Origin of the sequence: Polaromonas sp., assembly GCF_010365105.1 — a bacterium.
Classification (GTDB): Bacteria; Pseudomonadota; Gammaproteobacteria; order Burkholderiales; family Burkholderiaceae_C; genus Polaromonas.
Window position 1 is genome coordinate 1 of the sequence record NZ_JAAFGZ010000063.1, and the last position, 8,830, is coordinate 8,830.

Annotated in this window: 7 protein-coding genes; 3 read left to right on the forward strand and 4 right to left on the reverse strand. The window is 66.3% G+C overall.

Features of this window, described 5'->3' with window-relative positions:
- Positions 1-108 precede the first annotated feature (108 nt).
- The 4 genes from GZ092_RS21015 to GZ092_RS21030 form a co-directional block, all read right to left on the reverse strand.
- Positions 109-891, reverse strand: coding sequence for a hypothetical protein (locus tag GZ092_RS21015; RefSeq protein ID WP_293639261.1), 783 nt, complete (start codon positions 889-891; stop codon positions 109-111).
- Positions 888-1,859 carry a hypothetical protein gene (locus tag GZ092_RS21020; RefSeq protein ID WP_293639263.1) on the reverse strand — a complete coding sequence of 324 codons (972 nt, stop codon included), beginning with the start codon at positions 1,857-1,859 and terminating at the stop codon, positions 888-890. The genes GZ092_RS21015 and GZ092_RS21020 overlap by 4 nt, the downstream gene beginning before the upstream one ends.
- A 245-nt stretch (positions 1,860-2,104) precedes the next feature.
- Complete coding sequence (locus GZ092_RS21025; protein ID WP_293639265.1) at positions 2,105-4,219, reverse strand: NADPH-dependent 2,4-dienoyl-CoA reductase; 2,115 nt, start codon at positions 4,217-4,219, stop codon at positions 2,105-2,107.
- A gap of 144 nt (positions 4,220-4,363) precedes the next feature.
- The gene (locus GZ092_RS21030; protein ID WP_293639267.1) at positions 4,364-5,416 is read right to left on the reverse strand and encodes a quinone-dependent dihydroorotate dehydrogenase; all 1,053 of its coding nucleotides are present in this window, start codon (positions 5,414-5,416) and stop codon (positions 4,364-4,366) included.
- A 123-nt stretch (positions 5,417-5,539) separates the two neighbouring features.
- Between GZ092_RS21030 and rpiA the strand changes: the two genes are divergently transcribed.
- The 3 genes from rpiA to GZ092_RS21045 all read left to right on the forward strand — a co-directional run.
- The gene (gene rpiA / locus GZ092_RS21035) at positions 5,540-6,211 is read left to right on the forward strand and encodes a ribose-5-phosphate isomerase RpiA (RefSeq protein WP_293639269.1); all 672 of its coding nucleotides are present in this window, start codon (positions 5,540-5,542) and stop codon (positions 6,209-6,211) included.
- 223 nt (positions 6,212-6,434) lie between these two features.
- Complete coding sequence (gene mdcA / locus GZ092_RS21040) at positions 6,435-8,093, forward strand: malonate decarboxylase subunit alpha (RefSeq protein WP_293639271.1); 1,659 nt, start codon at positions 6,435-6,437, stop codon at positions 8,091-8,093.
- Positions 8,093-8,830 (forward strand): triphosphoribosyl-dephospho-CoA synthase (locus tag GZ092_RS21045; protein ID WP_293639273.1); only part of this gene is annotated, 738 nt, incomplete at its 3' end. The genes mdcA and GZ092_RS21045, both read left to right, overlap by 1 nt.

Genomic DNA, 8,830 nt, shown 5'->3' on the forward strand with positions numbered 1-8,830 from the left:
CGAAAAACTCTTCAGTTCGATCGCATCCAGCTTGGCTTTTACGAAAAACCAGTCTTCTGAACCTATGACGCAGAATTGTGCAATTGGCTCTATTTAATAGCATTTGGCTTACCTGTTGCGGCCTGGTGCCGGTGTCCTGCGATCAGGCGTTGGATATTGCGGCTGCGGCAGGGCAGGCGGGAAAGGCAACCTGAACAAGGGGAATTCAGGCGCAGGCGTGCTCCGGCTGCGGTTGCGGTAGTACTGCGTCCAGCCGATGGACTGGCGGATCGCTTCCTCGGGAACCCGGTAGGCGCGGCCGTCGCCGAGCAGGCCGCGACTCGTCAGGTCGATGCGCCAGCCTGCCGGAACCGTGGCCGGCGCAGGCTGCAGGGTGCGGGCCTCGCCTTCCACCACGGTGATCTGCAGGTAGGCGCCCGCTGGCATCACGGAATAGGCTACCTTGCTGAACTGCTGGCTTTTGGTGCCCAGCGATTCGACGCAGGCATTGGACTTGTCGACAAAAATCCGGCCGCTGCGAAACAGGCTCACCACCAGACAGTTCAGGTCCTGGAACAGGCTGGGGTCGGTGTTTTCGTCGATTTCGAGGTAGCCGCCGTTCCAGAAATCGATCTTCATGCGCGTTCCTGGGCCGGTATAGAAACGGTCGCCGGCCAGCAGCGCCTGGCCCAGCTGGGCCGGTTGCCCGGCGCCATGGTTGCCCCGGTCGACAAACGCATTCGGCCCCTCGATGAAGGTGATCCGGCCGACCGGGCGCAGCACCGGCACCTGTTCCTGGCTGGTGGGCGTGGGCCGGGGTGCGGGCGGCAGGGGTGCGCACGCCGGCAGCAGCGCAATCAGCACGGCCAGCTTGAGGCGGCTGGACAGTTGGGGAATATGGGGCAGGGTCATCTGGCGCCTCCTTCCGGAACTAAAAACAGGTTGGCCTGGCCTGTCACTTGCAGCCGTGCAATCGTCTCGCTTGGGTACCACACGGCTTTTCGCTCGGCAGGCAGCCACAGCAGCAGGTTTTTATCGTTGCGCGTCATGAGGTTGCCGCTGGCCAGCGCACCGTCCTTGAATTCAAGGCTGGCTACCGGATAGACCGCCGCCCGCACCAGGATGCCGAAAGCCACCGGCAGCAAGAGCGTGTAGACCATTCCATAGACGGCCAGCACCAGGCGGCAGGCCCGCGCCAGCAGCTCGGGCCGGATGGCTGCGGTGAAGGAAAACGACGCGCCGATGGCCATCAGCAGCACCAGGTAGCCGTCGAGCAGGCGCCGGAACTCGGCCAGCAGGAACACATTGCAGCGCTCGCCCTGCATCAGCAGCGAAGCCGCGACATCCGGCGGCAATCCGCTGCCGACCGCCGGAATCAAGGCCCGGCAGTCCACCGTGGCCTGCGCGCTGCTGCGAAACAGCAGGCTGTCAATGCGCCCCAGCGCCAGCAGCGGGTAGAAAAACCGGTCGGTATGGGCAATCAGCAGGACCACCAGTGCCGTCAGCAGCAGCGTGCCCTTGAGCGCCGGACGTGCCGCAGCCAGTGCGGCGCGGCGCTGGGCCAGCCATTCACGCACACGCTGCCCGCTTCTGGCCAGCGGCCCGATTTCGCCCAGAAGCGCCAGCAGCACCAGCACGCTGACGCCTCCGGCGCCCAGGGCCAGCACCATCTGCAGCAGGTGGGCCGTGACGGCAAAGAAGAACCGGGCGCCCTCCAGCAGCATGTCCTCGTGCTTGAAATCCACCACCCGGCCCAGCCCCAGCATCGTCAGGTGGGCATGAAAGGCGTAGTAGCCGGTGGCATAGCAGATGGCAGTCAATGCAGCCAGCGCGCCGCCGAGCCAGGCAATCGATTCCTTGAGCCGCTGAAGCAGTTCCATGGCCCCCCCGATGTGTTTCACGCCGGCCCGGCAGGCTGTCTGCCGCGCCCATCAGTGGCCAGAACGAAGACGGGCTGCGGCGGGCATGGGCCGGATGCTTGCCAACTCTATACGCAGAGCCGCGGGATGTCGGCATTCCAGGCGGCACAAAGTTTCCGGATCGGGTAACTGATGTTACGCAGTGAAGCGTGTGACGCCACTGCAAAGCCCTTGACGAGGAGCAAGCCGGCCGGCCGTTCAGTCCGCTACAGCGATGCCGCCAGCCGGGTTCCCTGGTCAATCGCCCGCTTGGCATCGAGTTCTCCGGCCGCGTCGGCGCCGCCGATAAGGTGCGTTTTCATGCCTGCGGCGCGCAGCGGCTCCAGCAGCTCGCGCAATGGCTCCTGGCCGGCGCACAGGACGATATGGTCGACTTCGAGCACCGCGCCGTTCTCGCGCTTCGGGCCATGCGTGATGAACAGGCCCACGCCGCTTCCCTGGTCGCCAATGCGCTCGTAGTTCACGCCCGAGATCATTTCGACCTGCTTCATCTTCAGCGCCGCCCGGTGAATCCAGCCGGTCGTCTTGCCCAGGCCGGCGCCCATCTTGCCGGCCTTGCGCTGCAGCAGCGTGACCTGGCGCGCCGGCGGCGTGATGTGCGGACGCACCACGCCGCCGCGCACGCTGCCGGGGTCGGCCACGCCCCATTCGGCCAGCCAGGCGGGCAGGTCGAGGGCGGTGGAATGCCCGGGCGGCGTGACCAGGAACTCGGCCACGTCAAAGCCGATGCCGCCCGCGCCGATCAGCGCCACGCGCTCGCCGACCACCTGGCGGCCCGTCAGCACGTCGATATAGCTCAGCACCCGGGAATGGTCCTGGCCGGGAATGCGCGGGTTGCGCGGCGTGACGCCGGTGGCCAGGATGACCTCGTCAAAGCGCTCCAGCACCAGCTCGGCCGCTTCCACGCGGGTGTTCAGCCGCAGCGTGACGCCGGTTTGTTCAATCCGGCGGCCGAAGTAGCGCAGGGTTTCGGCAAACTCTTCCTTGCCGGGAACGCGCCGGGCCAGGTTGAACTGGCCGCCGATCTGGCCGGCGGCATCGAACAGCGTCACGTCGTGGCCGCGCTCGGCGAGCGTCGTGGCGGCCGCCAGGCCGGCGGGACCGGCGCCAATCACCGCCAGGCGTTTTCTGGCTGCTGCGATGCGGATGACCAGTTCGGTTTCATGCCCGGCGCGCGGATTGACCAGGCAGCTCGCCAGCCTGGCCTTGAAGGCGTGGTCCAGGCACGCCTGGTTGCAGGCAATGCAGGTGTTGATGTCCTGGCTGCGCCCCTGCGCGGCCTTGTTGACGAAGTCGGGGTCGGCCAGTAAGGGCCGCGCCAGGCTCACCATGTCGGCGCAGCCGTCGGCCAGCGCCTGCTCGGCAACCTCGGGCATGTTCAGCCGGTTGCTGGTGATGACCGGGATGGTCAAGCCGGCGGCGCGCAGTTCGGTGCGCAATTTTTTCGTCACCCAGGTGAAGGCGCCGCGCGGCACCGAGGTGGCAATCGTCGGCACCCGCGCCTCATGCCAGCCGATGCCGCTGTTGATCAACGTCGCGCCCGCTGCCTCGACCGCCTTGGCCAGCTGCACGACTTCCGTCCAGCTGCTGCCGTCCGGAATCAGGTCGATCAGCGACAGGCGGTAGATCAGGATGAAATCCGGCCCCACGGCTTCGCGCGTGCGCCGCACGATCTCGACGGCCAGCCGCATCCGGTTGGCATAGCTGCCGCCCCAGTCGTCGGTGCGCTGGTTGGTGTGGGTCACCAGGAACTGGTTGATCAGGTAGCCTTCGCTGCCCATGATTTCGACGCCGTCGTAGCCGGCTTCGCGTGCCAGCATGGCGCAGCGCACAAAAGCGCGAATTTGCCGCTCGATGCCGCTGGCGCTCAGTGCATAAGGTGTGAACGGCGAAATCGGGCTCTGGATGCGTGACGGCGCGACGCACAGCGGGTGGTAGCCATAGCGCCCGGTGTGCAAAATCTGCAGCGCGATCTTGCCGCCTTCCTGGTGCACCGCATCGGTGACCTGCCGGTGGCGTCGCGCCGCGCCCGAGGTGGCCAGCATGCCGGCAAACGGCTTGGTCCAGCCGGCGACGTTGGGTGCAAAGCCGCCGGTAACCGTCAGGCCGACGCCGCCGCGCGCGCGTTCCGCAAAGTAGGCGGCCATGGCGGGAAAATGCTTGCGGCCGTCTTCCAGCCCGGTGTGCATGCTGCCCATCAGCACGCGGTTTTTCAGCGTGGTGAAGCCCAGGTCCAGCGGCGACAGCAGGTGGGGAAAGGGAAGGGCAGAGGGAAAAGCGGTGGTGGCCAAGGGCAGTCTCCGGGTCAGGGTTGACTGCATGGTAGCCGCCGGAAATGGCCCTGGGTAGCGCGTGCGGTGCTCCAGGCGACACGCCTTGCCAGGACTGCGGGCAAACACTGAAGCGATTTTCCGGCCGCGTGCAAACTATGAAAATAATAGCTGAATACGCCCGTCCTTATTGCGCTAGCGGCACTTTTTGATCGAATTTGCGGCTTCGGTGACAAGCGCCGGGCCTTTGTAGATCAGGCCGGTGTAGATCTGCACCACGTCGGCGCCGGCCTTGATCTTGGACACGGCGTCCAGCCCGCTCATCACGCCACCCACGCCGATGATGGGAAAGCCCGTGCCCAGCGCGGCACGCAGCTGGCTGATCACGCGGTTGCTGGCCGCCAGCACCGGCGCGCCACTCAGGCCGCCGGCTTCCTCGGCATGGCGCTGGCCCTTGACGGCGTCGCGGCTCAGCGTGGTGTTGGTAGCGACGACGCCATCCATCGCGTGGCGCTTGAGCGTGGCGGCAATCACGCCGACCTGCGCTTCATCGAGGTCGGGCGCTATCTTGACAAAAATCGGCACGCGTTTGCCATGCCGGCCGGCCAGGGTTTCGCGGCGCTCGGCAATCTGGCCGAGCAGGGCGTCCAGCGCCTCGTCGCTCTGCAGCGCGCGCAGGTTCTTGGTGTTGGGGCTGGAAATATTGACGGTCACGTAGTCGGCATGCGGGTACACGCCGTCGAGGCAGATCAGGTAGTCGTCCACCGCGTTTTCAATCGGCGTGGCGGCATTCTTGCCAATGTTCAGGCCCAGCAGCAATGTGCTTTTGGCGCCGGGCTTGCGAACGCTTGACTTCTGCACGTTGGCCAGGAAGGCATCCAGCCCGTCGTTGTTGAAGCCCAGGCGGTTGATCAGCGCATTCGCTTCGGGCAGGCGGAACATGCGCGGCTTGGGGTTGCCGGGCTGGGCCTTGGGCGTCACCGTGCCGACTTCTACAAAGCCGAATCCCATCGCGGCCAGACCGTCGATGCAGCGCGCGTTCTTGTCCAGCCCGGCGGCCAGGCCGACGCGGTTGGGGAACTTCAGCCCGGCCAGCTCAATCGGGTCGCTGACCTTGCTGCTGCAGTAGAGCGCCGACAGTGGCGTGCCCTGGGTGCGCGCTAGCGAGGCCATGGTCAGTTCGTGGGCGGTTTCGGCGTCCAGCCCGAATAAAAAGGGACGGGCCAGGGCGTAGGGAAGCAGGGACATTGGATAATTCGGGCAGAGAGCGGTGGATGTGTGCGAGCCAGGCAAAACGCCGGGCTCCGCAAGGCATAAGCCCTGATTGTCGCAAAACCCGTTTCACCTCAAACCATTGACGAAAAGCAAATCATGACCCAAGACGAACTCAAAACCCTGGTCGGCCAGGCCGCCCTGTATTACGTCGAGGACGGCAGTATTGTCGGCGTCGGCACCGGCTCGACCGTCAACAAGTTCATCGACGCGCTGGCCACCATGAAGGACCGGATCCAGGGCGCCGTGTCCAGCTCGGTGGCTTCAACCGAGCGGCTGCGGGCGCTGGGCATCAAGGTCTTTGAGGCCAGCGAGGTGGACGAACTGGCGGTGTACATCGACGGCGCCGACGAGATCGATCACGCTGGCTTCATGGTCAAGGGCGGCGGCGCGGCGCTGACGCGCGAGAAGATCGTCGCTGCGCAGTCGCGCCGCTTCATCTGCATTGCCGACAAGTCCAAGTACGTTGCCACGCTGGGCGGTTTTCCGCTGCCGGTCGAGGTCATCCCGATGGCCGCGCAGCGCATTGCGCGCCAGTTCGAGGCCATGGGTGGCGCCGCCACCGTGCGCCACAAGGACGGCCAGCCGCTGGTGACCGACAACGGCCAGCACATCCTGGACGTGACCGGCCTGAAGATTGCCGATCCGCTGGCCTTCGAATCGCTGGTCAGCCAGTGGCCCGGCGTGGTGACGGTGGGGGTGTTTGCGTTCCAGAAGGCGCATGTGTGCCTGCTGGGAACCGACGAGGGTGTTGAAACCCTGGTGTTCTGACGGGATTTCCGTTTCCATTTCCGGCGATGGCGGACGGTGTCGAAACGACGCAGCAGAACGCGCTGATTCTTTCCTGCCTGCTGCCGGGCACCGCCGTTCATGGCGTTTGTGTCCTTCCGGGCCTCAACCTTTGCGCCCAGCGTAATGAATCTGCGACAAGGTTCATTGATCTGGCCGGCCTGCTCGAATATCTTTGCTTTCAAAGCGATTTTATGGAGCAAGCATGCAGACTCAACCCAGCAGCCGGTCGTGGGATACCCGCCGAACCGAAAAGAAACGGCGCCTGGCGCGCGCAGCCGCCTTCACCGACGGCCGCGTGGTGCCCACGGCCGACATCGTGCCGTTTCTCGAATCGCTGATCGCGCCCGGCGACCGCGTGGTACTGGAGGGCAACAACCAGAAGCAGGCCGATTTCCTGTCGCGCTCGCTGGCGCAGGTTGACCCGGCCAAGGTTAACGGCCTGCACATGATCATGCCCAGCGTCAGCCGCTCCGAGCACCTGGACCTGTTCGAGCGCGGAATTGCCCGCAAGCTCGATTTTTCTTATGCCGGCTCGCAAAGCCTGCGCATCTCGCAGCTGCTGGAAGACGGGCAGTTAGAGATCGGCGCCATCCACACCTACATCGAACTCTACGCGCGCCTGTACATCGACCTGACGCCCAACGTCGTGCTGATCGCCGGCTTCACGGCCGACCGCGCCGGCAACCTCTACACCGGCGCCAGCACCGAGGACACGCCCGCGCTGGTCGAGGCGGCGACCTTTCGCGACGGCATCGTGATCGCGCAGGTCAACGAGATCGTCGATGACGTGGGCGACCTGCCGCGCGTCGATATTCCCGGCTCGTGGATCGACTTCGTGGTGAAAGCCGACAAGCCCTTTTTCATCGAGCCGCTGTTCACCCGCGACCCGCGCCTGATCAAGCCGGTGCATATCCTGATGGCGATGATGGCGATTCGCGGCATCTATGAGCGCCACCAGGTGCAGTCGCTCAACCACGGCATTGGCTTCAACACCGCCGCCATCGAGCTGATCTTGCCGACCTACGGCGAGCAGCTTGGGCTCAAGGGCAAGATCTGCCGCCACTGGGCGCTCAATCCGCATCCTTCGCTGATTCCGGCCATCGAGTCGGGCTGGGTCGAGAGCGTGCATTCCTTTGGCGGCGAACTCGGCATGGAAAAGTACGTCGCGGCGCGGCCCGATGTGTTCTTCACCGGCGCCGACGGCTCGATGCGCTCGAACCGCGCGCTGTGCCAGCTGGCGGGCCAGTACGCGGTCGATCTGTTCATCGGATCGACGCTGCAGATCGACGGCGACGGCCATTCCTCGACCGTCACGCGGGGCCGGCTGTCGGGTTTTGGCGGCGCGCCCAACATGGGCCACCAGCCCGGCGGCCGCCGCCACTGCACGCCCGCCTGGCTGGACATGCTGCAGACCGACAGCCCGCTGGAAAAGGGCCGCAAGCTGGTGGTGCAGATGGTCGAGACTTTCCAGGCCGGCGGCAAGCCCACTTTCGTCGAGGAACTTGATGCGGTGCAGGTCGCGAAGGATTCGGGCATGGCGCTGGCGCCAGTCATGATCTACGGCGACGACGTGACGCACGTGCTGACCGAGGAAGGCATTGCCTACCTTTACAAGGCGCAGTCGCTGGCGCAGCGCCAGGCGATGATCGCCGCCGTGGCCGGCGTCACGCCGATTGGCCTGCGGCATGACCCGGCCCAGACGCGGCAGATGCGCAGCGAAGGGCTGATTGCGCTGCCCGAAGACCTGGGCGTGGACCGCTCCCAGGCCACGCGCTCGCTGCTCGCAGCCAAGAGCATGGCCGATCTGGTGGACTGGTCGGGTGGGCTGTACGAGCCGCCGGCCAAGTTCAGGAGCTGGTGATGAAGGCGCTTGACCTTGAATTTCTCCCGGCACAGGGCAACTCGGCATGGCTGGCCGCGCAGGCGGTTGATGCGCTGCTCGACGAAGCACGGCTGACGCCCAAGCCGGGGCTGGTGGACCGCCGGGGCCGGGGCGCGCACACCGACCTGGACCTGGACCTGATGTGCCGCTCGGCCCGCGCGCTGGCGCCGGCGTTCGCTTGCATGGCCGAAGCCGCCCGTGATGCCGGGACGCCCACGCTGGCGCTGCGCGAGGCGCTGGGCCGGATGGGCCGTGAAGCCGAGGCCGCCATGATGCAGGTCACGCAGGGCATCAACACCCACCGGGGCGCGATCTGGGCGATGGGCCTGCTGGTGGCGGCGGCGGCCATTGAGCCGGACGCGGCCAGCCCGGCGCGAACGGCGCAGCTGGCCGCTTCCATCGCCCGCCTGCCGGACCGCCACGCGCCGCTGGTAAGCGGCAACAAGGGCGAAAGCGCCTGCCGCGACTTTGGCGTCACCGGCGCGCGCGGCCAGGCGCAGGCCGGCTTTCCGCAGGTCGTCGAGCGCGGGCTGCCCGAGTTGCAGCGCAGCCGCTCGCGCGGCGACAGCGAAACCGCGTCCCGCCTCAATGCGCTGCTGGCCATCCTGAGCGGGCTGGACGATACCTGCGTGCTGTCGCGCGCCGGGCCGGCGGTGCTGCAGGCGCTGCAGGCGGATGCCGTCGCCGTGCTGGCCCGCGGCGGCGTGGCGGCCCTA